Origin of the sequence: Micromonospora sp. NBRC 107095 (assembly GCF_030269705.1) — a bacterium.
GTDB lineage: Bacteria > Actinomycetota > Actinomycetes > Mycobacteriales > Micromonosporaceae > Micromonospora > Micromonospora parva.
The window spans coordinates 235,805-262,031 of sequence record NZ_BSTU01000006.1; the positions used below are offsets into that span (position 1 = coordinate 235,805).

General features: G+C 71.7%; 26 protein-coding genes. 8 read left to right on the forward strand and 18 right to left on the reverse strand.

Going from position 1 to position 26,227, the window contains the following annotated elements; genetic code table 11:
• Positions 1 to 220: 220 nt before the first annotated feature.
• The 10 genes from QSK15_RS26790 to QSK15_RS26835 form a co-directional block, all read right to left on the reverse strand.
• Complete coding sequence (locus tag QSK15_RS26790; RefSeq protein ID WP_285796864.1) at positions 221 to 1,297, reverse strand: NAD-dependent epimerase/dehydratase family protein; 1,077 nt, start codon at positions 1,295 to 1,297, stop codon at positions 221 to 223.
• 119 nt (positions 1,298 to 1,416) lie between these two features.
• Complete coding sequence (locus QSK15_RS26795; protein WP_007465623.1) at positions 1,417 to 1,518, reverse strand: 30S ribosomal protein bS22; 102 nt, start codon at positions 1,516 to 1,518, stop codon at positions 1,417 to 1,419.
• Between the two features lie 272 nt (positions 1,519 to 1,790).
• On the reverse strand, positions 1,791 to 2,000 hold the full coding sequence (locus tag QSK15_RS26800) for a helix-turn-helix domain-containing protein (protein ID WP_007465625.1): 210 nt from the start codon (positions 1,998 to 2,000) through the stop codon (positions 1,791 to 1,793).
• A gap of 212 nt (positions 2,001 to 2,212) precedes the next feature.
• Positions 2,213 to 3,397, reverse strand: coding sequence for an ABC transporter permease (locus tag QSK15_RS26805; protein ID WP_285796865.1), 1,185 nt, complete (start codon positions 3,395 to 3,397; stop codon positions 2,213 to 2,215).
• Entirely contained in the window at positions 3,394 to 4,380 is a 987-nt protein-coding gene (locus QSK15_RS26810; RefSeq protein WP_285796866.1) for an ABC transporter ATP-binding protein, read from the reverse strand. The genes QSK15_RS26805 and QSK15_RS26810 overlap by 4 nt, the downstream gene beginning before the upstream one ends.
• Positions 4,377 to 5,768: an efflux RND transporter periplasmic adaptor subunit gene (locus tag QSK15_RS26815; RefSeq protein ID WP_377631694.1), complete on the reverse strand. Its 1,392-nt coding sequence runs from the start codon at positions 5,766 to 5,768 to the stop codon at positions 4,377 to 4,379. Before QSK15_RS26815 ends, QSK15_RS26810 begins: the two co-directional genes overlap by 4 nt.
• Positions 5,769 to 5,803: 35 nt before the next feature.
• The gene (locus tag QSK15_RS26820; RefSeq protein WP_285796868.1) at positions 5,804 to 7,093 is read right to left on the reverse strand and encodes a hypothetical protein; all 1,290 of its coding nucleotides are present in this window, start codon (positions 7,091 to 7,093) and stop codon (positions 5,804 to 5,806) included.
• 55 nt (positions 7,094 to 7,148) lie between these two features.
• Positions 7,149 to 7,724, reverse strand: a complete 576-nt coding sequence (locus tag QSK15_RS26825) for a TetR/AcrR family transcriptional regulator (RefSeq protein WP_285796869.1) — start codon at positions 7,722 to 7,724, stop codon at positions 7,149 to 7,151.
• Positions 7,717 to 8,517: an alpha/beta fold hydrolase gene (locus QSK15_RS26830; protein WP_285796870.1), complete on the reverse strand. Its 801-nt coding sequence runs from the start codon at positions 8,515 to 8,517 to the stop codon at positions 7,717 to 7,719. Before QSK15_RS26830 ends, QSK15_RS26825 begins: the two co-directional genes overlap by 8 nt.
• A 106-nt stretch (positions 8,518 to 8,623) precedes the next feature.
• Positions 8,624 to 9,544, reverse strand: a complete 921-nt coding sequence (locus tag QSK15_RS26835; RefSeq protein WP_279519872.1) for a proline dehydrogenase family protein — start codon at positions 9,542 to 9,544, stop codon at positions 8,624 to 8,626.
• Positions 9,545 to 9,649: 105 nt separating this feature from the next.
• On the opposite strand from QSK15_RS26835, the gene QSK15_RS26840 reads away from it, so the two are divergent.
• From QSK15_RS26840 to QSK15_RS26850, 3 genes are read left to right on the forward strand one after another with little or no spacing between them, the layout of a single operon-like run.
• Entirely contained in the window at positions 9,650 to 9,922 is a 273-nt protein-coding gene (locus QSK15_RS26840) for a hypothetical protein (RefSeq protein ID WP_279519873.1), read from the forward strand.
• Position 9,923: 1 nt separating this feature from the next.
• Positions 9,924 to 11,090 carry a glutathionylspermidine synthase family protein gene (locus tag QSK15_RS26845; RefSeq protein ID WP_285796871.1) on the forward strand — a complete coding sequence of 389 codons (1,167 nt, stop codon included), beginning with the start codon at positions 9,924 to 9,926 and terminating at the stop codon, positions 11,088 to 11,090.
• 19 nt (positions 11,091 to 11,109) lie between these two features.
• Positions 11,110 to 11,697 (forward strand): CGNR zinc finger domain-containing protein, encoded by a 588-nt coding sequence (locus tag QSK15_RS26850; RefSeq protein WP_285796872.1) that lies wholly within the window; start codon positions 11,110 to 11,112, stop codon positions 11,695 to 11,697.
• 31 nt (positions 11,698 to 11,728) lie between these two features.
• On the opposite strand, the gene QSK15_RS26855 is transcribed toward QSK15_RS26850, so the two are convergent.
• Both QSK15_RS26855 and QSK15_RS26860 read right to left on the reverse strand, forming a co-directional pair.
• On the reverse strand, positions 11,729 to 12,535 hold the full coding sequence (locus QSK15_RS26855) for a sugar phosphate isomerase/epimerase family protein (protein ID WP_285796873.1): 807 nt from the start codon (positions 12,533 to 12,535) through the stop codon (positions 11,729 to 11,731).
• 75 nt (positions 12,536 to 12,610) lie between these two features.
• Positions 12,611 to 13,555, reverse strand: a complete 945-nt coding sequence (locus tag QSK15_RS26860) for a Ppx/GppA phosphatase family protein (RefSeq protein WP_285796874.1) — start codon at positions 13,553 to 13,555, stop codon at positions 12,611 to 12,613.
• Positions 13,556 to 13,635: 80 nt separating this feature from the next.
• On the opposite strand from QSK15_RS26860, the gene QSK15_RS26865 reads away from it, so the two are divergent.
• Positions 13,636 to 14,433 (forward strand): DUF3109 family protein, encoded by a 798-nt coding sequence (locus tag QSK15_RS26865; protein ID WP_285797147.1) that lies wholly within the window; start codon positions 13,636 to 13,638, stop codon positions 14,431 to 14,433.
• A 431-nt stretch (positions 14,434 to 14,864) separates the two neighbouring features.
• Here the strand turns inward: QSK15_RS26865 and QSK15_RS26870 are convergent, their stop codons facing one another.
• Positions 14,865 to 15,548, reverse strand: a complete 684-nt coding sequence (locus QSK15_RS26870) for a response regulator (RefSeq protein WP_030329696.1) — start codon at positions 15,546 to 15,548, stop codon at positions 14,865 to 14,867.
• A 24-nt stretch (positions 15,549 to 15,572) separates the two neighbouring features.
• Positions 15,573 to 16,856, reverse strand: a complete 1,284-nt coding sequence (locus QSK15_RS26875) for a sensor histidine kinase (protein WP_285796875.1) — start codon at positions 16,854 to 16,856, stop codon at positions 15,573 to 15,575.
• A gap of 205 nt (positions 16,857 to 17,061) precedes the next feature.
• Here QSK15_RS26875 and phoU point away from each other — a divergent pair, with 205 nt between their 5' ends.
• Entirely contained in the window at positions 17,062 to 17,715 is a 654-nt protein-coding gene (gene phoU, locus QSK15_RS26880) for a phosphate signaling complex protein PhoU (RefSeq protein ID WP_030329692.1), read from the forward strand.
• 63 nt (positions 17,716 to 17,778) lie between these two features.
• On the opposite strand, the gene QSK15_RS26885 is transcribed toward phoU, so the two are convergent.
• On the reverse strand, positions 17,779 to 18,546 hold the full coding sequence (locus QSK15_RS26885) for a phosphoglyceromutase (protein ID WP_030329691.1): 768 nt from the start codon (positions 18,544 to 18,546) through the stop codon (positions 17,779 to 17,781).
• Between the two features lie 152 nt (positions 18,547 to 18,698).
• On the opposite strand from QSK15_RS26885, the gene QSK15_RS26890 reads away from it, so the two are divergent.
• Both QSK15_RS26890 and QSK15_RS26895 read left to right on the forward strand, forming a co-directional pair.
• Positions 18,699 to 19,973: an MDR family MFS transporter gene (locus QSK15_RS26890; RefSeq protein WP_285796876.1), complete on the forward strand. Its 1,275-nt coding sequence runs from the start codon at positions 18,699 to 18,701 to the stop codon at positions 19,971 to 19,973.
• Positions 19,974 to 20,047: 74 nt separating this feature from the next.
• The gene (locus QSK15_RS26895; protein WP_285796877.1) at positions 20,048 to 21,343 is read left to right on the forward strand and encodes an MFS transporter; all 1,296 of its coding nucleotides are present in this window, start codon (positions 20,048 to 20,050) and stop codon (positions 21,341 to 21,343) included.
• Positions 21,344 to 21,707: 364 nt separating this feature from the next.
• Here the strand turns inward: QSK15_RS26895 and QSK15_RS32555 are convergent, their stop codons facing one another.
• From QSK15_RS32555 to mshA, 3 genes are all read right to left on the reverse strand, one after another.
• Positions 21,708 to 22,670 (reverse strand): hypothetical protein, encoded by a 963-nt coding sequence (locus tag QSK15_RS32555; protein ID WP_352232235.1) that lies wholly within the window; start codon positions 22,668 to 22,670, stop codon positions 21,708 to 21,710.
• Between the two features lie 528 nt (positions 22,671 to 23,198).
• On the reverse strand, positions 23,199 to 23,714 hold the full coding sequence (locus QSK15_RS26910; protein WP_030329687.1) for a type III secretion system chaperone family protein: 516 nt from the start codon (positions 23,712 to 23,714) through the stop codon (positions 23,199 to 23,201).
• A gap of 57 nt (positions 23,715 to 23,771) precedes the next feature.
• A complete protein-coding gene (mshA, locus tag QSK15_RS26915; protein ID WP_285796879.1) occupies positions 23,772 to 25,136 on the reverse strand; it encodes a D-inositol-3-phosphate glycosyltransferase in 1,365 nt (454 codons plus the stop codon).
• Positions 25,137 to 25,342: 206 nt separating this feature from the next.
• Between mshA and QSK15_RS26920 the strand changes: the two genes are divergently transcribed.
• Positions 25,343 to 26,110 carry an SDR family oxidoreductase gene (locus QSK15_RS26920; RefSeq protein ID WP_285796880.1) on the forward strand — a complete coding sequence of 256 codons (768 nt, stop codon included), beginning with the start codon at positions 25,343 to 25,345 and terminating at the stop codon, positions 26,108 to 26,110.
• Positions 26,111 to 26,227 lie beyond the last annotated feature (117 nt).

Below are 26,227 nucleotides of genomic sequence, written 5' to 3' on the forward strand. Positions count from 1 at the left end.
AAACGCCCGACCGACTGCGGGTCGCGCCCCTCCTCCGGTGCGCTCACAGCGCCACCTTTGTTCGCGACTGCGGGGCTCGCAAACCCGGCTCACTCCTCGCGCTCACTGGGCCACCTTTGTTCGCGACTGCGGGGCTCGCAAACCCGGCTCACTCCTCGCGCTCACTGGGCCACCTTTGTTCGCGACTGCGGGGCTCGCAAACCCGGCTCACTCCTCGCGCTCATGATGACCGCTCCCGCATGGCTGATCGGACCTGCCGGATGCCGTCCAGGACAAGTTTCTCGGCGGCGGCCAGCTGGCCCCGGGTGACCACCATCCCACCGTGATGGGCGCGGATGAAGTCCTCGAAAGCGGCTGCTGTCGACCGGGGCGTGAAGCCGTACTCCTGCTCAAGCCGGGTGGTGTCGACCACCCGGCCGTGCACGAAGAGGTCGACCTGGTCCAGGCCGTAGCTACCGAAGCCCATGGTGCGGGCCAGCGCGGCGGCCCCCGACAGACCCGGCTCCAGCACCGGCACGGCGACCCGGCCGGCCCGCCGGATCGCCTGGGACAGCGACAGCACCCCCGGGCCAGCGACGTTGTACGTGCCCGGATGGTCCTCCACGATCGAGCGGTGCAGCACCTCCAACGCGTCGTCGAAGTGCAGGAACTGCAGGCGGGGGTCACGGCCGAAGACCGTCGGCACGAACGGCTGCGAGAAGTAACGGGTCAGCGTGGTGTCGGCGGTCGAGCCGATGAACGGGGCGAAGCGCAGCACGGTGGCGGTGACGTCGGGCCGGCGGCGCCGGAAGCCACGGACGTACCCCTCCAGGTCGAGGATGTCGCGGCCGAAACCGCCGCGCGGCACCTCGCGGGGCTCGGTCTCCTCGGTGAACACCGCCGGATCCCGGAACGACACCCCGTACGCGGCTGTCGACGAGCGGACCACGAGCTTGCGCAGCCGGGGTGCCCGCTGGCAGGCGGCGAGCATCTGCATGCTGCCGATGACGTTCTGGTCCTTCATCGCGGACCGGCCGCCGTGCTGCGGGTCGGGTGAGGTGACCAGCGCGAGGTGTACCACCGCGTCGACGTCCAGGTCGGCGAGGAGGCCACCGAGCGCTCCGCTGTCGACGCGGATCCGTTCGACCCGGTCCAGCAGATCGGTGAACTCGGTGCCGGCGTCCGGTGCGTCCACCCCGATGACCCGTTCGATGCGGGGGTCGGCGGCCAGTCGGGCCGCCACGTGGGCACCCAGGTAACGACCCACTCCGGTGACGACGACGACCCCCGGAGCACCTGAGGTGCCACCGGGGGTCATCTGACGCACCTACGCCGGCAGGATGGACCGAGCCGGGACGACCACGGCCTGATCACCTGAGCCTCCGGAGGTCGACAGTTTGGCAAGCGACGCACGCCGGGCGCTGAGCCCGGCGGCGATCACTTGCCGAGACGGCGACGCTGGACGCGGGTCTTGCGCAGCAGCTTGCGGTGCTTCTTCTTAGCCATGCGCTTACGGCGCTTCTTGACCACCGAGCCCATACGACAGCCTTTCGATACAACGTGCGGGGCGGACCGGATGACACCACGCAGGTGGCGACGGCGACCGCTTGCGGACAACGGACCGGACCAGTCTGGGCGGCGGGGCGCACCTGTGGGGTCTCGGTCGGGCTCCAGGGTAGCCGGAGGGCGTCAGCCGGACCAACGCGCCCCCGTCGCGACCGCCTCAGGTCCACGACTGCGCGGCTCGCGATCTCACTCCGTACGCTCACCGATGCCGGTCAGCCGGCGGTGGCGGGCGGTGTGGTGGTGGCTCAGGCGGTTTCCTGAAACGCACCCCGGAGATATTCGTGCACCGCGTGCTCGGGCACCCGGAACGACCGGCCGACCCGGACGGCGGTGAGCTCACCGCTGTGCACCAGGCGATAGACAGTCATCTTCGACACCCGCATGACCGTCGCCACCTCCGCAACGGTCAGGAACTTGACCTCCGACAGCCGTCCGTCGGACTGTGACCCGGCCATGGCTCACCGACCCATCCCATGCCCGGCGCGTGCCAACCCGACGGATGCTCCGGGCCGGGCCGGCGACGCGCGTGTTACCAGTACGGTAGCGGGGCGGTTGTGACCGGCGCGATCCCTTCCTGCAACTGATCATATTTCGGTGGCCGGTTCACCCGATCCGTGCTCCCGGTATCCGCCCGCGCGCGTGCACCGTCCGGTTGTTCCGGCGGTGCTCATTCGGTGCGCAGCGCGACGACCGGGTCGAGGCGGCCGGCGCGCTGCGCGGGAACCACCCCGAAGACGATGCCCACCACCGCCGACACGCCGAAGGCGAGCGCCAGCGACCACCAGGTGATCGCGGCCGGGATCGGCGACAGCGCGTCGACCAGCAGAGCGGTTCCCACGCCCAGCGCCATCCCGGTGACCCCGCCGATCGTGGTGAGCAGGACCGCTTCCAGCAGGAACTGCACGCCGATGTCGCGGGGACGTGCACCCACGGCCTTGCGCAGCCCGATCTCCCGGGTCCGCTCCCGAACGCTGACCAACATGATGTTGGAGACGCCGACGCCACCGACGAGCAGTGAGATGCCGGCGATGGCGGCCAGCACACCGGTGAGGACACCGAGGATGTCGCCGAGCACGCCGAGGATCTGCTGCTGGGTGACAGCGCTGAACTCGGTGTCCGGGTGGCGGCGGTTCAGCTCGGCGACGATCCGTTCGCCCAGCTCGTCGATGCGCTCCCGGTCCGGTGCCTTCACCGCGATGCCGTCGACCCGCTGGGTGCCCCAGAGTCGCTGCGCGGCGGTCACCGGCACGTGCACCTCATCGTCCCGATCCACGCCGAGGCTCTGCCCGAGCGGCGCGAAGACGCCGATCACCCGGAACCGCACCCCGGCGAGTGCCACCTGCTGGCCGAGCGGGTCCCGGTCGGGGAAGAGCGCGCGGGCCACCGAGTCGCCGAGCACCGCCACCCGACGACTGGTGTCCACGTCGGTGCCGGTGAGGTAGCGGCCCCGGGCCAGCGACCGGGTGAACACCGCCGGGGTGGTCTCCAGGACGCCCTGCACGGTGGTGAAGTCGGAACGGCCGCCGGCCCGCGCTGTCGCCCCGGACGCGACGGTGACCGCCACCCGCTCGGGGTCACCGACGACCCGGCTGACCGCGTCCACGTCCTTGAGGGTCAGCGGCGACACGACCGGCGCGTTGCCCACCTCGATCCGACCGGGGACGACCAGCAGCAGGTTGGAGCCGAGGCCCTCGACCTGTTGCTCGACCTTCTGTTTGGTGCCGGTGCCGATGGCCACCAGCAGCACCACGGAGGCCACCCCGATGATGACCCCGAGCATGGTCAGCGCGCTGCGCAGCCGGTTGGCCCGCAGGGCATCCAACGCCACCCGCCACGCCTCGGCGACCCTCACGCCATACCCCCGGGACGCTCGGCTGCGCGCTCACCGGCAGCCGCGTCGCGCGCCCCGCGCGGGTCGACCTCTGGCTGCTCGGTCTCATGCGGAAGGCGCCCGGTGGCTCCGGCGGCGCCACCGGAGCCACCGGACGGGTGCCCCGGGCCGCTTCCGGACGCGGACCGGGGCTCCGCGCTGGGAGCGGGGACCAGTGTCGCAGGTCGACCGTGATCAACGGACGGCGGTCGATCATGGGCGGAGTGCGGGTCGGCGCTGTCCGCCACGACCACCCCGTCGCGCATGGTGATGCGGCGGTGGGCGCGGGCCGCGACCTCCTGGTCGTGGGTGACCATCACCAGCGCCACCCCGGACTCCGCGTTCAACTGCTCCAACAGCTCCAGCACGGCGGCGCCGGTGACACTGTCCAGATTGCCGGTCGGTTCGTCGGCCAGCAGCACTGTCGGCTCGGTGACCAGCGCGCGGGCGATCGCCACCCGCTGCTGCTCACCGCCGGACATCTGGTTGGGCCGGTGGTCCAGCCGGTGCCCGAGGCCGACCCGGCCCAGCATCGCCGCCGCCCGCTCCCGCCGCTGCCGGGCCGACACCCCCCGGTAGACCAGGGGCAGGGCCACGTTCTCCACCGCCGAGGTACGCGGCAGCAGGTGGAACGCCTGGAACACGAAGCCGATCGTCTCGTTGCGCAGGGTCGCCATCTCCGGTGGGGCGAGGGCGTTGACGTCCCGCCCGCCGATCACCAGGCGGCCACCCGTGGGCCGGTCCAGCCCACCGAGGAGGTGCATGAGGGTGGACTTGCCCGACCCGGACGGCCCGACCAGGGCCACGTAGTCCCCCGGCTGCACGGTCAACGACACCCCGCGCAGCGCCGCCACCGACACCCCGTCGAGCTGGTACGTCCGGGACACGTCCACCGCCTCGATGGCCGGGGCGCGCTCCTGGTGCGACCGGTCGCCGCGCGGACCCGCTCCGGCGGGTTCGCTCACCGGACTTCCTGGCCGTCGCGAACCTGGTCAGCGCCGCGCACCACGATCCGGTCGCCGGGCTGCACCCCGTCGAGGATCTGCACCAGGTCGGACCCCTGGACGCCCACCGTCACCGACGCCCGGCCGGCCTTGCCGTCGCGGACCACCCAGACCGCGTCCCGGCCGTCGGCGGAAAACACCGCCGAGGCGGGGACGGTCACCGCGTCGACAGCCTCACGTACCCGCAGGCGAACGATCGCGTTCATGCCGGGGCGGGGCGTCGGGGCCGGCTCGTCCTCGGCCAGCTTTCCGGCACCCAGCGCCAGCCGTACCCGATAGGTGACCCCACCCTGCGCGGAGCTGGTGGGCAGCACGTCGACCGACCGGACGGTGGCGTCGTAGCTGGCACCGGTGACGGCGTCCAACTCGACAGTTGCCGGCACGCCGGCCTTGACGAGGAGCACGTCGGTCTCGTCCACCTCGGCGAGCAGACCCAACTGCCCGGTGTCCACGACTGTCAGCACCGGCGCGCCGGCGGTGACCAGGCCGCCGACCACCACCGCGTCGTCCACCCCGGCGGGCGGGCCGCCCTGACCGGGGGTCAGCACGGACGGGTCGAGGCCGGCGCCCCCGGCCTGCTCCAACAGCCCGGCCAGACCGGCGCTCGCGCCGCCGCCGGCCCGGGTGCCGCCCGGCTGCACCACCCCCGCGATCGGGGCGCGCAGGGTCAGCGCGTCGACAGTCGCCTTCGCCAGGTCGTACGCCTGCTGGGCCTGGAGCCGTTGCGCCGCGGAGAGCGCGCCGACGGCGGAGCTCAATCCGTTGATCCCCCGCTGCACCGCCCGGACCGCCTGGTCGGCGCTGCGCGCGGCAGCGGCGTACTGCTTCTGAGCGGACGTCACCTGGGTCAGCAGCGCGTCCCGCAACTGCGGGTCGGCGATCTTCTCGGCGGCCTTGCGGGCCGCGTCGAACGCCTCGTCGGCGGCCTTGTCGGTGCCGCGCCGGCTGCTGGTCAGACTGCCCGCTCCGACGCCCCGGCCAGCGCGCTTCGCGGCGGACAGCGCCTCCTTCGCCTGGCGGAGACGCTGTTGTGCACTCGGTGAGTCGACAACGGCCAGCACCTGTCCGCGCTTGACCCGCTGTCCAGGCTGGACGCGCAGGCTGGCCAGGGTGCCGTCGGCGGGAGCGGTGAGGGTGGCGGCGGCGCGGGCCGTGACCGTGGCCGGGGCGTCGATCACCTCGGTGACCGGGTTACGGGCGGCCGACGCCAACGCGAGGTCGGGGCCTTCGTCGCCGCAGGACGCGGCGGTGGTGGCGGTGAGGACGACGACGGCGGTCAGGGCGACGAGCAGGCGGGGCCGCGTGGTGCCGGCGGGCCGTGACGACTGGGTGCGGCGCACCCCATCGATGGTACGGCGTGCCCTCGCACCACCTCTGAGCTGCGTCAGCCGGCGGTGGCGCGGACGTACGCCACGCACTCGTCGTGCAGTGTCGACCACTGCTCGCCGAACGCTTTCTCGGACGCCACGTCGAGGGTCCTGCCGTCGTGCACCACGGTCTTGAAGAAGGTGAGCAGCCGCAGCGGCCCGTACCTGTCGACGAGGTGCCGAACGGCCAGGTAGCCGATGCCGTAGCTGCCGGCGACCCGTTCGGCCGGGGCATCGTCAGCGGGGTTGATGCCCTCCAACTTGCCGTCCCAGCCGCCCCGGACCATCTTGCGGACGTCGGCGATCCCTTCGTACCTGTCGACCGCCTGGCCGCCGGCACCGGCGAACTCGGCAAGCCCTTCCACCAACCACCAGGTGAGCTTGCCGGGGTAGCCGCGCTCCGGCAACGACGCCGCGTGGGTCAGCTCGTGCCGCAGCAGGTCGTCGGTGCCGCTGTTGGTGAGCCCTTCGGCGTTGAGCACCACCTCGTGGTGGCCGCCGCCCACTGTCACCGCGTAACCGCCGGTCCATTCTGGGCGTTCCCCGCCGTACCAGCGCTGCCACTCGGTGCGCCCGGCGTAGAAGATCCGGTAGCGGTCCGGCGGTGACCCGGTCACCGCGTACCCGTCGGCGACCTTGGCCGCCGCCTCGGCCTGGGCGAGCAGGCCGGGCAGTTTGCCGCGCAGCGCCGGCGTGGTGGCGACGATGGTCCGCGCGCCGACGGCGACCGCCAGGTCGCTGATCTCCCACGGTCGGGTGCCGGTCTCCACCGACTTGGATTCCTCCATGGCGACCATCAGGGGCTGGTCACCGTTCTCCCGCCACCGGGTGCCGATCAGCACTGGGCTGGGCCGACAGTTCGGCGTGACGAAGCAGTACTGGAAGCGCACCAGCAGCCGCCACTCGCCGGGCTTGCCGATGACCGGCACGGGCAGACCACTCGGCTCGGCCCGCCACCCGGTCACCTTCAGCTCGCGAAGCGCGGCGAAGCGTCGGCGCAGGTCGTTGTGGGCGACGGGGTCGGCGACGGCGAGGAAACCCGCGCGGTCGCCGGCGAGGAGCGCCGCGGACTGACGGTGGAGCTGGGCGGTGATCCGGTCGGACAACCCGCGGGCCACGGCGGTGGCCGGGTCGTCGGCAGCCGAGGCGCCGACCCGGCTGACGGTGGGGCGCGCGCCGGTCTCCCGTATCACTCCGACGACGAGCGCCGCCGGCAGGCCGCAGCCCAGCAGCAGGAACACCACCACGAGCACCGTCCACAGCGGCCAGAGCCGCCGTGGTGCTGGCCGCTGCACCTCGTCAGTCACCCGCCGAAGGGTACGACCAATACCTGGACGCGGCGAGGCCGCCCCGGCCGCCAGCTCACGCGCCGGTGCCCGGCCAGGAGCGGAAGGAGATGTCCATGCTCGCGATCAACTGCTGGTACGAGCGGTTGACGTCGCGGGGCAGACCGAAGCCACCGGCGGCCTCCAGGGTCACGAAGCCGTGCAGAGCGCTGCGCAGCGCGCGGGTGGCGTCCACCGCGTCGTCGCCGGTGAGCCCGTAGCCCCGAAGGACCGCGACGACGGCACCGACGGCGCGTTCGCCGGCCTCGACGTGTTCCGGGTCGGCCGGGTCGGGCACCCGCTGGGTGGCCGGGTAGCGGCCGGGGTGTCGGTGGGCGTAGCCACGGTAGGCGTCCGCCATGGCGCGGAGCGCGTCGCCACCGGAGCGGCCGACGGCGGCGGTGGTCATCTCGGTGGCCAGCTCGGCGGTGGCCAGCGCGGCAAGCTTCTGGGCCAGCGCGTCCGCCCCCCGCACGTGCTTGTAGAGGCTGGGCAGCGCGACACCGAGCCGGCTGGCCAGCGCGGCGAGGGTGAGCTGGCCGAAGCCGACCTCGTCGGCCAGCCGGGCGGCCTCCCGTACGACGGTCTGCTGGTTGAGGCCGACCCTAGGCACCGGCGCACACCGCCAGGAAGCCGCGCAGTTCCTCGGCGGTGCGCTGCGGCTGGTCGGCGTGCGGGTAGTGGCCGGACTCCTCGATCATCCGGGCTTCGGCGGTGCCGAAGAGCCGCCGGGCGGCTCGTGCCTCGGCTCCCGGGTCGGGGAAGTCCGGGTCCTTGGACCCCATCAGCACCAGCACCGGTTGCCGCACCTGCGGGGCGCGGGCTGTCCAGTGCGGCTCGGCCGGTGCGATCACGCCGCGGGTCGCGGCCATCCGGCCGGGTTCGCGCAGGTTGGCCACCATGGAGCGACGGTAGGCCGCGTCGTCGGCGGGTCGGCGCACCGGGAACAGGGTGTTGTGGAACATCCCGAACAGTCGGGGGCTGTGCAGCACGGACCACATCGCCATCCGCAGCATCGGGTTGAGCTTCGGCTGACCGACGAACGCGCCGATCTGCACGATGCCGGTGACCAGCTCGGGTGCGTCGGTGGCGGCGAAGACCACCGCCGCCGCGGCGGACGAGCTGCCGACCAGTACGGCCGGGCCGGCGTCGAGGTCACGGACCACGGCCAGCAGGTCCTTGCCGACCTCCGCCGGGGCGTACGTGGGCCAGCCGACGCTGGACTGCCCGTGTCCCCGGACGTCGACCGAGGCGACCCGGTGACCGGCGGCCACCAGCAGGGGCACGAGGTGCCGGAAGCTCGCCCTGTTCTCGCCCATGCCGTGCGCGAGGACGACCAACGGCCCCTCGCCCCGCACCTCGTACGCGATGTGTCCGCCGTCCCGCCGCACCTGGCTAGTTGTCATAGCCTTAAAGCTAAGGCACTTAGCCGAGGTTGGCAAGCCGGACAGTCGAAACGGGCCGGCGGTGACCCGAGCGGTCGCCACCGGCCCGTCGGCCGAATCGCGGAAGTTACTTCTTGGAGACCAGGGCGCGGCCGAAGAAGACCAGGTTGGCGGGGCGCTCGGCGAGCCGACGCATCAGGTAGCCGTACCACTCGTCGCCGTACGGGACGTAGGTGCGCACCGTGTAGCCCTCGCCGGCCAGCCGGGCCTGCTCCTCGGGGCGGATGCCGTAGAGCATCTGGAACTCGAAGCGCTCCGGCCCCCTGTCGAACCAGCGGGCCCGGTCCTCACCGATGGCGATCATGCGCGGGTCGTGGGTGGCCAGCATCGGGTACCCGTCGCCGGACATCAGGATGTTCATGCAGCGCACGTACGACTTGTCCACCTCGCGGGCCGACTGGTACGCCACCGACTCCGGTTCCTTGTAGGCGCCTTTGCACAGCCGCACCCGCGACCCGGCCGAGGAAAGCTCCCGGCAGTCCGACTCGGTCCGGCGCAGGTACGCCTGGAGCACCGCGCCGGTCGACGGGAAATCCTTGCGCAGCCGGCTCAGCACCTCCAACGTCGAGTCGGTGGTGGTGTGGTCCTCCATGTCCAGGGTGACAGTGGTGCCCGCCGCGTCGGCCGCCGCGCAGATCGCCCGCGCGTTGTCGTACGCCAACTGCTCGTCGAACATCTGGCCGAGGGCGGACAGCTTCACGCTGACCTCGGCGGCCGGGGTGAGCCCCGCACCGGCGAGCATCTTCAGCAACTTCAGGTACTCGTCGCGGGTGGCGGTGGCCTGCTCGGGGGTGACGGTGTCCTCACCGAGGTGGTCGAGGGTGACCGCGAGGCCGTCGTCGACGAGCCCGCGGGTCGCGCGCAACGCGTCGTCGGTGGCGGCGCCGGCGACGAACCGGCGGACGACGTCCCGGGTGTACGGGGCGGTCGCGACGAGCCGCTCGACCTGGGATGACCGGGAGGCGGCGAGGATGACGGAACGGAGCATGAGCCGAGCGTAACGCCCCTGCCAGGGCCCCCGCCGAGGGGCGGCGGGGCCACCTCGACCCGGGGCGGGGCGGCGGCGCTGGCGTCGATCGGCTACAACGATGCCGTGGACCAACGCCCCCGCCGCCGGCTCCGATCGGCCTCCGTGCAACTCGGCGCGCTCACCGCTCTCGCGCTCGCCCTCTCCGGCTGCAACATGACCTCGGACGACGACGATGACGACGACTGCGCCCTCGGGCCGGTCGGCGGCGGCGGGACCGTCGCGCTGGCGATGCGGGTCAGCGACCCGGCGGCTGGCCGCACCGCCCCGGAACCGGCCACGACGGCCCTGCCCGAGCGCGGCGGGTTCGGCACCCACCTCGCCGCCTGCGGCGGCTGACGTGCGCCGCGAGACGGTCACCCCGCGCACCGACTGGGACGCCACCATCCGCTCCCAGGGTCTGGTCTACGTCGACACCGAACTACCCGACGGCGGGATCATGTCGTACTGGGACGAGACCGCCGCGTACGCCTTCGACCTGGACGAGGTGCTGCGGCTGGAGGAGGCCACCGAGGAACTGCACCGGATGTCGGTGGCCGCCGCCGAGCACGTGGTGGCGCGGCACCGGTACGCCGAGTTCGGCATCCCGCAGTGGGCGGCCGAGGCGGTGGCCCGGTCGCTGCGGGAGGCGCCACCGACCCTCTACGGGCGCTTCGACCTCGCGTACGACGGCACCTGGCCCCCGAAGATGCTGGAGTACAACGCCGACACCCCCACCGCGCTGGTCGAGGCGAGCATCATCCAGTGGTACTGGCTGGAGGACACCCGGCCGGATCTGGACCAGTGGAACAGCCTGCACGAACGGCTGGTCGGCGCCTGGGCCAAGATCGGGGCCGGGCTGCACGACCCGCTGGTGCACGTGCTCTGGTCGAACGAGGAGGAGTCCGGAGAGGACCACATGACCGCCGGTTACCTCGCCGAGACCGCCCGCCAGGCCGGCCTGGACGTCGAGCTGCAGCCCATCCAGGAGATCGGCTGGGACGGCCGACGTTTCGTCGACGCCGACGACCGACCGGTGACCACCTGTTTCAAGCTCTACCCGTGGGAGTGGATGCTGGCCGAGCCGTACGGGCCGGCGGCCCTGGCCCCGGGCACACCCACCACCTGGATCGAGCCGGCGTGGAAACTGCTGCTCTCCAACAAGGCGCTGCTCGCGGTCCTCTGGGAGCTGTACCCCGGCCACGAGTACCTGCTCCCGGCGTATCTCGACTCGCCGCGCGGCATGCCGGAGTACGTGGCCAAGCCGCTGCTCGGCCGCGAGGGCGGTTCGGTGCGCATCGTCACCGCCGGCGAGGAGATCACCAACCCGGGGATCTACGGCGACGAGGGCTGGTGCTACCAGGAGTTCCGGGCGTTGCCGCAGTTCGCCGGCAACCGGATGGTGCTGGGCAGCTGGATCGTCGACGGCGAGTCGGCCGGTGTGGGGGTGCGGGAGAGCGCCAGTCTGATCACCGACGGCTACGCGCGGTTCCTGCCGCACTACATCGACGCGCCACGCGCCGCGTGAGTCGTCTACCTTTGAGGGCGTGAACTTCGACGCGTACGCCCGGACCGGCGTTGACCTGGTCAACGCCCGCCTGGACGACCTCGACGACCTGCGGGCCCTCTTCCCCGACGAGAACGCCTGGATGCGCGACGAGGTCGCGGACCGGGACGTCGCGATCTTCCGCCGGGCCCAGAAGCGGTTGCGCGACGTCTTCGAGTACGGCACCTCGGGGCGGGACGCCCAGGCGGTCACCGAGCTGAACGCGCTGCTTGAGGCGTTCCCGGTGCAGCCGCGCATCTCCGGGCACGACTCCAGCGACTGGCACATGCACGTGACCAGTCGGGGTGCCTCGGTCAGCGCCGAATACCTGGCCGGCGCGGTCTGGGGGCTGTCGGTCTGGCTCTGCGAGTACGGCAGCGCCCGGTTCGGGGTCTGCGCCGACGAGCGGTGCGGCAACGTCTACCTGGACACGTCGTCCAACTGCTGCCGGCGGTTCTGCTCGGAGCGGTGCGCCACCCGCTCGCACGTGGCGGCGCACCGGGCCCGCAAGCGGGCCGCGGTCGGCGAGCAGGTGACTGTCGCAGCGCAGCCGACCGCCGGCGTCGACTCCCTCTCACCGGTCCGCTGACACCGCCACCGCCCCGGGCGGGGCGGACGGGTCAGGCGTCGACAGGTGACGACGCGGTCAGGTGCTGGCGGGCGAACTCCAGCGCGGCGCGCAGGTCCGCCTCGCGCACCGCGCGGCTCTTCGCGCCCCGGGTGGCGACCTCCACCGCCACCGACCCGGTGAAACCCCGCCCGGCGAGCGAGGAGAGCAGCTCCCCGCAGGGCTGGGTGCCGCGCCCGGGCACCAGGTGCTCGTCGCGGCCCTCGCCGGTGCCGTCACCGAGGTGCACGTGCGCCAGCCCGGCACCCATCCGGTCGGCCATCTCCAGCGGGTCGCTGTGCGACGCCGCGCAGTGCGACAGATCCAGCGTGTACGACGGGTAGCCGGTGTCGGTCGGGTCCCAGCCGGGCACGTACGGGACGAACTGTCGGCCCGCCATGCGTACCGGGTACATGTTCTCCACCGCGAAGCGCAGCCCGGTGAACCGGTCCGCGACGGTGGCCAGACCCTCGGCGAAGTTGCGCGCGTAGTCCCGCTGCCAGCTGAACGGTGGGTGCACCACGACGGTCGGCGCGCCAAGCGTCTCGGCCAGCTCGGCGGCCTTGCGCAGGCGCTCCCACGGGTCCGGGCTCCACACCCGCTGGGTGACCAGTAGGCAGGGCGCGTGCACCGAGAGCACCGGGACGTCGTAGTGCGTGGAGAGGCCGCGCAGCGCGCCCGCGTCCTGGCTGACCACGTCGGTCCAGACCATCACCTCGACGCCGTCGTAGCCGAGCGCCGCGGCCAGTTGGAACGCCGCCGCGGTCGGCTCGGGAAAGACCGACGAGCTGGACAGGAGCACGGGAACGCGGGAAGTCACATCAGCCAGCGTAGCCCGGCGACGCCGGGGGCATCGTGACGAGCGCCGGCAAACAGTCCCAAAACGGTCGTGGGGTCAGATCGGCTCAAGTTGATCGAGCCGACGAAGGATGACACCCTCCCGCAGCGCCCACGGGCAGATGTCCAGCGACTCCAGGTCCAGGCGGCGCATCACCGCCTCGGCGACCACGGCACCGGCCAACAACTGGTGGGCCCGACCCGCACTGACCCCCTCCAGCTCCATCAACTGCGCCGGTGGGATGTGCCGGATGAAACCGATGACCTGCCGAAGGCCGGCCCGGGTCAGGCTGCGTCGCGCCCACAGCCCGGCACCGGACGGGGCCGCCCCGGCCAGTCGGGCCAGGGTCCGGAACGTCTTCGAGGTGGCCACCGCCCGGCCCCAGCCCACCTCCGTCATCTGGTCGACGACCTTGTCGAGCCGGCCGTCCACGTACTCCCGGAGCTTGTCGACGGCCTCTGCCGACGGCGGGGCCGCGCTGGCCGGATCGACCCGCAGCCGCTCGCGGGTCAGCCGGCCGGCACCGAGCGGAAGAGAGACCGCGACGTCCGGGTCCTCGTCGATGCCGGCGGCGATCTCCAACGAGCCACCACCGATGTCCAGCACCAGCAGCCGGCCCGCGGACCAACCGAACCACCGTCGTACGGCCAGGAAGGTCATCCGCGCCTCGTCCGCGCCGGAGAGCACCGCCAGGCGTACGCCGGTCTCGTCGCGGACCCGGGCCAGCACCTCGGCCGCGTTGGTGGCGTCGCGCACCGCTGACGTGGCGAACGCGATCAGGTCGTCGGTCGCCAGCCCGGTGGCCGCCGCCTTCGCCATGCCCACCGCCTTGACCAGGCCGTCCGCACCCGCCTCGGTCAGTGCGCCGTCGGGGCCGATCTGCTCGGCCAGCCGGAGCACCACCTTCTCGGAGTGCGCCGGCCACGGGTGCGCCCCGTGGTGCGCGTCCACCACCAGGAGGTGCACCGTGTTGGATCCGACGTCGAGGACACCCAGTCGCATGGTGAAGACCCTAGGCGCAACACGTTTGCGCGGCTCACCGACCTGCGGACGGCACCGCGCGTACGCTGGGCCGAGTGACGATGGAGCTCCGTGTGCTGGTGGACGACCCGGGTGACCCGCGTAGCCGTGAGGTGCCCCTGGACTTCCCTCGGGAGTGGATCGAGTTCACCGACCCCGCCGACGAGACGCACCTGATCCGGGCCGACCTGACCTGGTTGCTCTCCCGCTGGACCTGCATCTTCGGCAAGGGCTGCCACGGCATCATCGCCGGCCGGGCCGCGGACGGTTGCTGCTCGCACGGGGCGTTCTTCACCGACTCGGACGACGAGAAGCGGGTTCGCAACGCCGTCCGGCGGCTCACCCCGTCGACCTGGCAGCATTTCCGGCGCGGGTTCAAGAACTGGACCGACGAGGACACCATCGACGGCAAGAACCCGGCCCGCCGCACCGCCACCCAGGGCGCCGACGGTCCGTGCGTGTTCCTCAACGACGCGGACTTCGCCGGTGGGGGCGGTTGCGCGCTGCACGCGCAGGCGCTGCGCGACGGGGTGCACCCGTTGGAGTACAAGCCGGACGTCTGTTGGCAGCTGCCGATCCGCCGCGATCAGGACTGGGTGAAGCGACCGGACAACTCCAAGGTGCTGGTCTCCACGTTGTCCGAGTTCGATCGGCGGGGCTGGGGAGCCGGCGGGCACGACCTGGACTGGTGGTGCACGTCCTCGACGGACGCGCACGTCGGCGCCGAGCCGATGTACCTGTCGTACGGGCCGGAGCTGACCGCCCTGATCGGCGCTGCCGCGTACGAGCGACTGGCCGAGCTGTGCGCGGCCCGGACGCGGCAGGGCATGATCGCCCCGCACCCCGCCGACGAGCTGTAGCTGATCAGCGCAGGGCGTCGTCGACAAGCGTGCGGGCGCTGCGCTGGGCCGCGTCGGCGATCAGTGGGTCCCCGTCCAGCACACCGGCGACGTCGCAGGGGCCGCGCGACCGTGGCACGACGACTTCGCGACGGCCTTGCGACGGCCCCCGCCGACGAGAGGACAGGACATGGGTCGAGGGCGCTTTGGAGCTGAATCGTTCATGGCATCAGCGGAAGACACCAGCCGGCGACGGCGGATGATTTGTTTGTGACATCAGCTCCAAAGGACTGCCAACCACACTGCCACCCTCCGGGCGTCCAGAGAGAGCTGCATACCGACACCTCTGTGACTCGACACCGCCAACTTCAACACCAAGGTCGTCCGCTGACCGAGCGGGAACAGGCCGAAGGGGGCCGGCGTCGCGCGCGGGCCCCCTTCGCGTACGCCGATCACGGCTCGAACTTGTAGCCCAGACCCCGGACGGTCACGATGAACCGCGGCGCGGACGGCTCCGGCTCGATCTTGGAGCGCAGCCGCTTGACGTGCACGTCGAGCGTCTTGGTGTCACCGACGTAGTCGGCACCCCAGACCCGGTCGATGAGCTGGCCTCGGGTGAGCACCCGGCCGGCGTTGCGGAGCAGCAGCTCCAGCAGTTCGAACTCCTTCAACGGCAGCTGCACCGCACCGCCGTCGACGGTCACCACGTGCCGTTCGATGTCCATCCGCACCGGGCCGGCGGCCAGCGTCGGCGCACCCGCCTCCGCCACCTCCGGGCTCTGCCGGCGCAGCACCGCCCGGATCCGGGCGACCAGTTCCCGCGGCGAGTACGGCTTCGTCACGTAGTCGTCGGCACCGATCTCCAGCCCGACAACCTTGTCGATCTCGCTGTCCCGGGCGGTGACCATGATGATCGGCACGGCAGAGCGCTGCCGCAACTGCCGGCAGACCTCGGTGCCCGACATCTCGGGCAACATCAGGTCGAGCAGCACGATGTCGGCGCCGGTCCGGTCGAACTCGGTGAGGGCGTCGGTGCCGGTCGCAGCGACCGAAACCTCAAAGCCCTCCTTACGGAGCATGTACGACAAGGCGTCGGAGAACGACTCCTCGTCCTCGACCACGAGAACGCGGCTCAACGGGGATTTCCTTTCCATTTGCTGTCAGACCTGCCGTAGCCCAGTCGGACCGGACTCGATCCCAACCGGCGGCAGTGTCGCCAGGAGGTCATCCGGTGGACTGGCGGGCAGCCGGAGGGTGAACGTCGATCCACCACCAAGAGTGCTCGACACCTCGACCCGTCCGCCATGGTTGCTCGCAATGTGTTTCACGATCGCCAGGCCGAGCCCGGTGCCGCCGGTGGCACGGGAGCGGGCCTGGTCGGCCCGGTAGAACCGTTCGAAGATGCGGTCGACGTCGGTGGGGGCGATACCGATGCCCTGGTCGGCGACGGCGACCTCGACGTGCTCGTCGTCGCCCCGCAGGGTGACTCGGACCGTGGTGTCCTCACCCGAGTAGTTGATGGCGTTCTCCACCAGGTTCGCCACCGCAGTGGCGAGTTGGGAGTCGCTGCCGTACGCGGTGAGACCACGCTCACCGTCCACGGCCACCGTGACCCCTCGGGCGGAGGCTGTGGTGCGGGTCCGGTCGACCACCTCGGCGATCACCCAGTCCAGCGCGACCGGCTCCGGTGGCGGCTGCGGCTCAGCGCCCTGCAACCGGGTCAGTTCCAGCAGTTCCTGTACCAGCCGGCCGAGGCGGGTCGACTCGTGCTGGATCCGCTCGGCGAACCGGCGGGCGGCCACCAGGTCCTCGGGGAGGTCGGAGGCCGCGGCGTCCGCCGGCTCGGTGGCGTCCAGCAACGCCTCGGCGAGCAGTTGCAGGGCCCCGATCGGGGTCTTCAGCTCGTGACTCACGTTGGCCACGAAGTCGCGTCGCACCCGGGTCAGCCGGTGCGACTCGGTCACGTCGACCGCCTCGACCGCGATGAAGCCGTTGCCGAGGCCCATCGCCCGCAGGTGCACGCCGAGCGGGTTCTCCCCCGCGCTGTCGCGACCACGGGGCAGGTCCAGCTCGATCTCGCGCCGCACGCCGGTGCGTCGGACCTGGCCGGCGAGGGTGCGGATCAGTGGGTGCGCGGCGATCGAGCCGGGGGTGCTGCCGGTACGCAACAGCCCCATCGCGCGGGCGGCCGGATTGATCAACACGGGGACGTCGTCGTTGTCCAGCACCACGACACCGGCCCGGAGCGAGTCGATCGTCCGGCGGCCGAGCCCCGCCTGTTGCTCGTCGGCTATCGCGGGCCTCCCCCTGTTCCAGCGGAAGCTGACGCTCCCCGTCGACGCGGAGCGGTCGTCCCGCCTCGGCAGGAACCGGGGCAGCAGCAGACCGGCGACCATCCCGGCCACCAACGCCACGACCACCATGACCGCCACTGCCCACTCCACCCGGCGATCGTAGGGTCATTGTTAACCTGGCTACCACACAGAACGGGACGAAATACCCTCACTTACACAAGTGTTCACCCCCACGTCTGGCGTCGTTCACCGTGGTTCATCCGGGGTCCGTCCGCGCGCCCTACCGTTGGCGTCGCACCTGCTCAAAACCCCTGCGCCGGCACCCGTCGGCGGCGACCGACCACAGGACGTGATGATGCGCGACGAGTTCCGGGCCGACCTCCAGATCGTCAGCCAACTGCTGGTGGACATGGCGGAGGGCGTCCGCGCCGCCATGCGCCAGGCCACCCGGGCCCTGCTCACCGCCGACCGGCAGGCCGCCGAGACGGTCATCGAGCGGGACGCCGAGATCGACGACCTCTACCGGCACGTCGAGGAGCGGGTCTGCGACCTGCTCGCCCGACAGGCACCGGTCGCCTCCGACCTCCGGGCGATGATCACCGCGCTGCACGTGGCCGCCGATCTGGAGCGGATGGGCGACCTGGCCGAGCACGTGGCGAAGACCGCGCTGCGCCGGCACCCCTCCCCGGCCGTCCCGGCCGAGCTGCGGACGGTCTTCACCGAGATGTCCGAGATCGCCGACCGGATGGCCGTGAAGATCGGTTCGGTGCTGGCGAAGCCCGACGCCGACCTCGCCGGTGAGTTGGACCGCGACGACGACGCCATGGACGAGCTGCACAAGAACCTGTTCGCGGTGCTGCTCGGCGACGACTGGCCGTACGGAGTGGAGACGGCCATCGACGCCACCCTGCTGGGTCGCTTCTACGAGCGCTTCGCCGACCACGCTGTCAACGCCGGCGAGCACGTGATCTACCTGATCACCGGGGAGAGCACGCCCAGCGGAAACTGACGCACCGAGAAGGGGCCCCTCGCCATCGCTCTGCGCGATGAACGAGGGGCCCCTTCTGGTAGCTCAGCGCCCCTGGTTGGCCACCGCCGCGGCCGCCGCCTTCGCAGCGGTCGGGTCGAGGTAGGTGCCGCCCAGGGTCAGCGGGCGCAGCTGCGGGTCGAGGTCGTAGCGCAGCGGGATGCCCGTCGGGATGTTCAGCTTCGCGATCGCCTCGTCGGAGATCTGGTCGAGGTGCTTGACGAGGGCGCGCAGCGAATTGCCGTGCGCGGCCACCAGCACCGTCCGGCCGGCCAGGATGTCCGGCACGATCGAGTCGTACCAGTAGGGCAGCATCCGCTCGACGACGTCCTTGAGGCACTCGGTGCGCGGCATCAGCTCCGTCGGCAGCAGCGCGTAGCGCGGGTCACCGACCTGCGACCACTCGTCGTTGTCGTCGATCGGCGGCGGTGGCGTGTCGTACGACCGGCGCCAGAGCATGAACTGCTCCTCGCCGTACTCGTCGAGGGTCTGCTTCTTGTTCTTGCCCTGCAGGGCGCCGTAGTGCCGCTCGTTGAGCCGCCACGACCGGCGCACCGCGATCCAGTGCCGGTCGGCGGCGTTGAGCGCCAGCTCGGCGGTGCGGATCGCACGGCGCATCACGCTGGTGTGCACGACGTCCGGCAGGAGGCTGTGCTCGCGCAGCAGTTCGCCGCCGCGCCGCGCCTCGCCCTCGCCCTTCTCGGTCAGGTCGACGTCGACCCAACCGGTGAAGAGGTTCTTGGCATTCCAGTCGCTCTCACCGTGTCGCAGCAGGACCAGCGTCCCGATGGTGGGCCCTTCGCTCGCAGTCATGCGGATCATCCTGCCTCAACCGCTGCGGGGACACGCGGGCAGCCGTCGTGACGACCACCACGTGAAAAAGCGGGTGACCAGCGGATCCGCCCGCCACTAGGGTTGTAAGGCGCAGCAGTCACATCGGTCATTACTTGCAAGCGGGGCGCCATATGCGGACGATGCGGAGCTGGTTCCGGGACACCACCGGCGGCCTACCGACCACCTTCTGGTACCTGTGGTCGGGCACCCTGATCAACCGGCTCGGCTCGTTCGTCCTGGTCTTCCTCGCGATCTACCTGACCCAGGAACGTGGCTTCTCGGCCTCCCAGGCCGGCCTGGTGATTGGCCTCTGGGGCGTCGGCGGGGCGTTCGGCACCACCGCCGGAGGCACTCTCGCGGACCGGTGGGGCCGCCGACCGACGTTGCTGACCGCGCACGTGGGCGCGGCGGCCATGATGCTCGCGCTCGGGCTGGCCCGGGACCTCTGGGCGGTGGCGCTGGGCGCACTGCTGCTCGGCATGTTCGCCGAGGCGGCCCGGCCCGCGTTCGGGGCGATGATGATCGACGTCGTCCCAGCCAAGGACCGACTGCGCGCCTTCTCGCTCAACTACTGGGCGATCAACCTGGGCTTCGCCTGCGCCGCCGTCCTCGCCGGTCTCGCCGCGCAGGCCAACTACCTGCTGCTGTTCGTGGTCGACGCGGCCACCATGCTGATCACCGCGCTGATCATCTTCAGCAAGGTGCCGGAGACCCGCCAGGTCGGCCCCGCCACCGCCACGAAGGCTGCCCCACGCGGTGCCCTGCGCACGATTCTCACCGACCGGGTCTACCTCGGCTTCGTGGCGCTCAACCTGTTCGCCGCGCTGGTGTTCCTCCAGCACATCTCGATGCTGCCGATCGCGATGGGCGACGACGGTTTGAGCCCGGCCACCTACGGCTCGGTGATCGCGCTCAACGGCATCCTCATCGTGGTCGGCCAACTCTTCGTACCCCGACTGATCCGGGGCCGGAGCCGCTCGCACGTGCTCGCGCTGGCCTCCGTGGTGATGGGCGTGGGGTTCGGGCTGACCGCGTTCGCCGGCACGGCTTGGTTCTACGGGCTGACAGTGCTGATCTGGACGGTCGGCGAGATGCTGAACTCGCCCTCCAACTCCACGCTGATCGCCGAACTCTCCCCGGCCGAGCTACGCGGGCGCTACCAGGGCGTGTTCTCCCTCTCGTGGCAGATCGCCGGGGCCAGCGCGCCGATCCTCGGTGGCCTGGTCCGCGAGCATGCCGGCAATGACACGCTCTGGTACGGCTGCGCCGCGCTCGGCCTCCTGACCGCTGTCGCCCACCTGGTGTCGGGCCCGGCCCGGGAGCGGCGGGCAGCCGCGCTGCGCCGTTCCGGTGAGGCACTGGCACCGGCCACCGCGACCCGGTCACCGTTGCCCGCCGAGGCTTAACGGCTGGCGTGTCGGGGCCGGACTTCCTACTGTGCAGTGGAAACAGTTAACAGTCTGAACTGTCGGGAGGTCGGGTGCACGCCCTGCGGCGCTGGTGGGACGACACCGCAGGCGGGCTCCCCGCCACCTTCTGGTACCTCTGGGCCGGCCTCCTGATCAACCGGGCCGGCGCGTTCGCCATGCTGTTCCTGTCGCTCTACCTCACCGACGTACGCGGCGCGAGCGAAGGTCTGGCCGGCACCGTGGTCGGCGCGTACGGGGCCGGTGGGGCGGCCGGCGTCCTGTTCGGCGGGGTGCTCGCCGACCGCTGGGGACGCCGGGCAACCCTGCTCGCCGCGCACCTGGCCACTGTCGGCCTGATGGTGGCGCTCGCCTTCACCCGGCCACTGCTGCTGATCGCGGTGCTCTCCGCGCTGATCGGCGTGGTCCACTCGATGCCCAGCCCGGCGTTCGTCGCCGCGATCGTCGACGTGGTGCCCGCCGAGCGCCGCTCGCGGGCGTTCAACCTCCAGTTCTGGGCGTTCAACCTGGGCATGGCGGTCGCCTCGCTGCTCGCCGGCATCCTGGCCGAGGCGAGCTTCACGGCGCTGTTCCTGGTCGACGCGGGTGCCACCCTCACCGCCGCCGCCGTGATCGCCTGGAAGGTGCCGGAAACCCTGCGGCTGGCCCAGCCGGCCGCCGGCCTTCCGCCCGCCACCCGCGCGGCACCGAGGTCCGTCCGGGTGCGTCGACCGGGACTGCACACCGCGCTCACCGACCGCACCTTCCTGGTCTTCGTCGGGCTCACCTTCGTGCTGGCCGTACTCACCATGCAGACGTCGACGATCATGCCGCTGGCCATGCGCGCGGACGGCCTGGGGCCATCGGCGTACGGGCTGGTGGTGGCGCTCGGAGGCGCGCTGATCGTGGTCGGGCAGCTGTTCGTGCCCCGACTGATCGACAGGCACCGCAAGGACGTCGTACTGGCCGCCTCCACCGCGCTGCTCGCGCTCGGCTTCGGGGCGCTCGCCATCGCCGACGAACTGGCCGTCTACCTGGGTGCCGCGGTGATCTGGACGGTCGGTTCGATGCTCGCCGCCCCGCCCAACGCACAGATCAACGCCGACCTGGCACCACCACAGCTACGGGCGCGCTACCAGTCGGTCTTCTACCTGACCTTCCCGGCCGCGGCGTTCGTCGCGCCCACCCTCGGCGGGGTGAGCCTTCAGCACCTCGGCGACCGGCACTGGCTGATCGTGGGTGGGCTGGGCCTACTGGCCGCGCTCGGGCACCTCCTCGCCGGACCGCCCCGGGAGCGGCACGTGGCCGCCCTGCGCCGGGTCACCGACCCGGAACCGAAGAACGCCGCAGACCGCGTACCGACCGGATAACGACGCAAAGCGCCCACCACGTCCCTGAGGTCGTGGTGGGCGCCTGCCGGCGGGGCCGGCGGCGGCGGGCAACACTCACCCCCGTAAGCATCGCCCGCTCACGCCGCCGGTCCAAACAGGTGGGAACCGTCCCCCAACGGTTATTCCACCCGTCCCCTCGCGCCTCGTCTGGTGCGCGGATCTGATCGATCCGCCGCTCCCCCGAACGTTTCCAAACGTGGCGCGGTGCAATAAAGCTAGTTCGCCCGGATTCTGGATTCAACCCAGAACGGCTGTCTCGCCGGTCACAACTGGCGAGTATCCGCTGCTCCGGCCTCGTCCGTTGGCAACAGCCGTCTACCCGCCGGCCATTCCCGCAAACACCTCAACCGTCTTCCCGATCGGGTGACTCGGTCCGGAAGAAGTTGCTCTGCCGACCGTCTCGCAACTGTTCCTGATAAATCAGGTTCAGTCGCCGCAGGTCAAAGGTGTAGAACCACTCATCCCAGGTGATCTCGCGGATCCGGCTGCTTTCCCGGTATCCGGGAATGTTGAAGGTCAACACCCCCGCCCGACCATCCCGCTCGGTGCCGGCGATGGTCGCCGGCTTCGCCCCGCGGTCCCGGGCCCAGCGCTTGATCACCTCGTGGTTCGCCGTGATCAGACTCCGCCCCGGCCGCTCCGGCCGATCCATGGTCGACGAGATCACCTGCGAACTGCGGACCGACCGACCCGTACCCCGTCCGGTCCGAATCCCGCCGGCCGCCGTGCCGCCACCGGTCGATCGCGTGAACGTGCGCTTGGCCGCCGTGCTCTTGGCCGGCGCCGCACGCTTGGCCGCCGCGCTCTTGGGCGGCGCCGCACGCTTGGTCGCGCTCTTGGCCGGTGCCGCACGCTTCGCCGCCGTGCGCTTGGCCGGCGCCGCACGCTTCGCCGCCGGCCGCGCCGGTGCCTTCTTCGCCGGCGCCTTCCGCGCGGGCGCCGTACGCGCCGCCGCTGTCTTACGGGCCGCCGTGGTCTTCCGCGCCGCCGCGGTCTTGCGGGCGGCGGTCGTCCTGCTCGCGGTCGTGGTCTTACGTGCGGCCGTCGACGCCGTCGTCGTCTTCCTCGCGGTCGCCTTCTTCGCCGGTGCCCTCTTCGCGGCCGCCGTCGACTTCCGCGCGGCGGTCGCCTTCGTTGCGGCAGCCCGCTTCGCGGGCGCGCTCTTGTTCGCCGGCGCGGCCTTCGCCCGGCTCGATGCCGGCCTGGCCGCCGACTTCTTGGTGGCCGCGGCGCGACCCGCCGACGCCCGGGTGCCGGTGGCCCGACCCGACGGGCCGGTGCTGCTCCGACCCGCGCCGGCCCGCATCGAGCGCACCAACTGTTTCACCAGGTCGGGCTTGCGCAGGGCGGAGATCCCGGAGACCCCGCGTTTGCGCAGCTGTCCGCGGATGTCGTCCACCCGCATGCGGGAGATCTCCGACTCGGAGACTCCTGGCGTACCCGGCGTCTGGTTGCCGGCCTGTCGCTTCGTCCTGGTCGCAGTCGCGCCGCGACCTGAGCTGTTCCGCTGAGCCATGGGACGCTCCGCTCCTTGGCACTCCGTCATCGGCGCGCGGGGGTCCCTTGCCGCACCGCGCGGTGCGGCATACCCGTCAGGAGCACTCCGAACCACCGACAGTTCGCCATGCTGGATCCGGCGCGCAGGGGCGTCGGCCGTCGGGCGGGTTGAGCCCCGCCCGTGATCCACTCGGTTTTCTTGAAGTCGCGCCATCCGCGTCGCTCGGATACCGCGTTATCAGGAAAACCGAGTGGATCACGCTCCAGGGACTACCGGTGTTCGGTATCCGCACACCGCGACGGCCGCATCCACGACACCAACGGCGCGGATGTCGCGTCAGGTTGGGTCGGGGCCGGCGCCGGAGGGCTCGAAGAGGTGGGCGAAGGCGGCCAGGTTGGCTGTCGACTCGCCCCGCTTGACCCGCCACTCGTACTCGCGCCGGATCGAACTGCCGAAGCCGATCTCCAGCATCGTGTCGAACGACTCGTCGGCGTACGTGAGGACAGCGCCGAGCAGCCGATCCAACTCGTCGGCGTCCACGCCGGCCGGGTTGACCCGACCGGTCAGGTACACGTCGCCGACCGCGTCGGTGGAGAAGGAGACGCCGTACATCCGGGCGTTGCGTTGCAACAGCCACGCCCACAGCTCCTCGCGGCGCTCGTCCGGCTGACGCATCACGAACGCCTCGATCCGCAGCGCGTGCTCGCCGACGATCAGGTTGCAGACCGTCTTGAGCTTGTGGGTGCCCGGCAGCGTCACCGCGTACGAGTTGGGGCCGGTCGACTCCCAGGCCAGGTCACGCTCGGCACAGACCGACTCGATCAGGGTCGCAAGATCGCTCTTCGGGCTCACCGGACCCACTCTACGACCGACCCGGCCCGCGCACCGGGTGGCGACCGACGTCGTCGGTCACCAGGAGCAGGAGAGCGCCGGGTCGCATGCCAGGTCGGCGGCGAGCCGGGCGCGGTGCGCGGCGATCGCCTCGCCGTAGACCCCGAGCAGACCCGCGACCGTACGGTCCCAGGAGAAATGCCGGGCATGCTGCTCGGCGCCTCGGGCCAGCACCGACCGGAGTGCCCGGTTCGGCAGCAGGCTGCCCAGCGCACGCGCCCAGTCGACGGGGTCGTGCCCGTCGATCAGCACCCCGCTGACCTGGTCCCGTACGGCCGTGACGAGCCCGCCGACGGCGGCGGCCAGCACCGGCGTACCGCAGGCCTGCGCCTCCAGGGCGACCAGCCCGAACGATTCGTTGTGCGACGGCACCGCGACCAGATCCGCCGCCCGGTACAGGGCGGGAAGGTCGTCCCCGGTGAGCGGTGGCAGGAACCGCACCCCGTCGGTGACCCCCAGCTTGGCGGCCAACTCGATCAGAGCGGTCGGCCGGTCCAGCCCACTGCCGCTGGGCCCACCACAGATCACCACTGTCACCTGGTCGGCCACTACCGGATCGCGCTCCCGCAGCGCGGCCACCGCGCGGATCAACACGTCGGGGGCCTTGAGCGGCTGGATCCGACCGACGAAGGCGACCACGTACCCGTCGACCGGGAGCCCCAGCCGGCGACGGGCCTGGCGGGCGGCCGCGGACCGGTCGCCCGACGCGGGCCGGAACCTGCGCAGGTCGACGCCCGGTTGCACGACGGCGACCCGGGTCGGGTCGGCGTCGTAGCGGTCGAGCAGGTCGGTGGCCTCGACCCGGGTGTTGGCGACCAGCCGGTCGGCCTCGGCGACGACCTGCTCCTCGCCGATGACCCGGGCCTTGGGCTCCGGCCGGTCACCGGCCGCGAGCTGGGCGTTCTTGACCTTGGCGAGGGTGTGCGCGGTGTGCACCAGCGGCACACCCCAGCGCTCCTTGGCCAGCCAGCCGACCTGGCCGGAGAGCCAGTAGTGCGAGTGGATCAGGTCGTAGTGGCCGGGCGGGCGGGATGCCTCCGCGCGCAGCACCCCGGCGGTGAAGGCGCAGAGCTGACCGGGCAAGTCCTCCTTGGTGAGCCCTTCCAGGGGGCCGGAGGTGATGTGCCGGACCTGCACCCCGGGCGCCATCTCGACCACCGGGGGAAGGTCACCAGAGGTGGCCCGGGTGAAGATCTCCACCTCCACGTTGGCCTCGGCGAGACGCCGGGCGACTTCGAGGATGTAGACGTTCATGCCGCCGGCGTCACCCGTGCCGGGTTGGTGCAGGGGCGAGGTGTGTACCGACAGGGTGGCGATGCGGCGAGGCCGGGGCCACGGTTGGGCACCTCGCTGACGTCCGACACCGGTGTGCATTTCCGCCACATCCGCTCCTTCGTCACGGTTGATGCCGTCTCGCACGACCGGCGCTTCTCGGTCAACCTGTACGCCCGGTGCCATCTTCCCCATCGGCCTACGGAAATTCCCGGGCGCGGCCCCCCGGGGTGACGGACCTCATCACCCGGACACCCGCCGATGGCTGCCGCACGCCCGGTCGGGGCCGGTGGCACGCCCACTGTGACAATGTCGGGATGACCTCAGTCGCCATCGTCACGGGAGCGTCCAGCGGGATCGGCGCGGCCACCGCCCGCCGGCTCGCCGCCGAGGGATTCCACGTGCTCGCCGCCGCCCGCCGCGCCGAACGGCTCACCGACCTGGTCGCCGAGATCACCGCCGCCGGCGGGCAGGCCACCGCGGTGACCTGCGACATCACCTCGGACGAGTCGGTGGCCCGGCTGGCCGAAGCCGCCGCGCAGGCACCCGGGCCGGTCACCCTCCTGGTCAACAACGCTGGTGGGGCACGCGGACTGGACCCGGTGGAGTCCGGCTCGGTCGCCGACTGGCAGTGGATGTACGACGTGAACGTGCTCGGCACCCTGCGGGTCACCCAGGCGCTGCTGCCGGCGCTGGAAGCCTCCGGTTCCGGCACCATCGTGGTGGTCTCGTCCACCGCCGGCCTGACCGTGTACGAGGGCGGGGGCGGCTACACCGCCGCGAAGCACGCGCAGACCGCGATCGCCGGCACGCTCCGCCTGGAGCTGTGTGGCCGGCCGCTGCGGGTCATCGAGATCGACCCGGGCATGGTGAAGACCGACGAGTTCGGGCTGGTCCGCTTCGAGGGTGACGCGGAACGGGCAGCCGCCGTCTACGCCGGGGTGCCGGGGCCACTGGTCGCCGAGGACGTCGCCGACTGCATCGCCTGGTGCGCCACCCGACCTGAGCACGTCAACGTCGACCGGCTGGTGGTCCGGCCACGGGCCCAGGCGGCCCAGTACAAGGTGCACCGAGTGGGCCAGTGAAGCGCGAGGAGTGAGCCGGGTTTGCGAGCCCCGCAGCCGCGAACAGAGACCCGCACAGTGAAGCGCGAGGAGTGAGCCGTTTGCGAGCCCGCAGCCGCGAACGGAGATTGGCCCTGA